The organism is Stenotrophomonas maltophilia group sp. RNC7, assembly GCF_030910085.1.
GTDB classification, from domain to species: Bacteria; Pseudomonadota; Gammaproteobacteria; order Xanthomonadales; family Xanthomonadaceae; genus Stenotrophomonas; species Stenotrophomonas sepilia.
The window spans coordinates 1-884 of record NZ_JAVFVN010000808.1 but is presented as its reverse complement, the minus strand read 5'-3'; the positions used below and the strand labels follow the sequence as shown (position 1 = coordinate 884).

The window sequence follows — 884 nt, the reverse complement described above, 5'->3', positions numbered from 1 at the left end:
AGCCAGACAGTTCCTTATGTCGATTTGGGCTACATCCCCATGGACGCGCCAGAAGCTAAGCTTCCATACGCTGAATATATTAATCTGCGAGCCGAGATCCGCCGGTTACATGCTGAGAAGTACGCGCCATCACAGCCGGCAAAGGCATCCGCCGCGCCGCGCCCGGTAAATACCTCGCTGCAGAAACCCCACGAGAAGCCGATGATGGCTGCTGCCAAAAAGCTCAACGCAAAATTCGAGGTCCCAAATGTACGATGACGAGCGCGCCCGTATTTCCGAAATTCTCAACAGCGACGTTGGCAAGCGTATGCCACATGTCGCAAAAGTTGTTGCTTTGGAAACGGATTTGTCTGTTGGCGAAGCCGTGCGACTGCTGGAGGTCGCGGCTCAAGAAACTGGCAATCGGGCTCCCGGAGGATTCCACTAATGAAACTAACTCCTGCATTGAGAAACGCACCAGCCGGTCAAGTTGACTGTTCCGACGCCATGGTCAAGGCGGTTCAAAACCTTACGCAGCCGTCCCGCACAAAAGACGCACTCTCCCCTATGGAAGCTGCGGCGCTGGCTGCACTTGCGTCCCATACTTCCGACACACAAAGGAGGACGTCTGAGGCCAGAAGTTTGAAGGATTCAGCCGCTGCTGCCGATTTGGTAAAGCTCTTGGTTGATACGCTGAATGCTCCGCTGCCAGAACATTCGGTTCAGGCCCATAAAGTGATGTTGGAAGCTTACGAAAGGCGGAATGTTCCAGATGAAGATCAGGAAATTACTTTTGCTCCCTTCCAATACGAAGACCAGCACCGCTTGCTGCAAGTCCAGCTCGAGTCAGCAAAGCTTGGAAGTGCTGTACACTCCGTTGAAGATATTCAAGCGAAAATTGATTT

The 884-nt window shown here is 52.8% G+C and carries 3 protein-coding genes; all 3 read left to right on the top strand.

What is annotated here, in order from left to right:
- Positions 1 to 258: hypothetical protein (locus RCF13_RS19400; protein WP_308141471.1), on the top strand; the 258-nt coding region annotated here is incomplete at its 5' end.
- Positions 248 to 427: a hypothetical protein gene (locus RCF13_RS19395; RefSeq protein ID WP_308141470.1), complete on the top strand. Its 180-nt coding sequence runs from the start codon at positions 248 to 250 to the stop codon at positions 425 to 427. The genes RCF13_RS19400 and RCF13_RS19395, both read left to right, overlap by 11 nt.
- The coding region (locus tag RCF13_RS19390; RefSeq protein ID WP_308141469.1) for a hypothetical protein at positions 427 to 884 on the top strand (458 nt) is incomplete at its 3' end. The genes RCF13_RS19395 and RCF13_RS19390, both read left to right, overlap by 1 nt.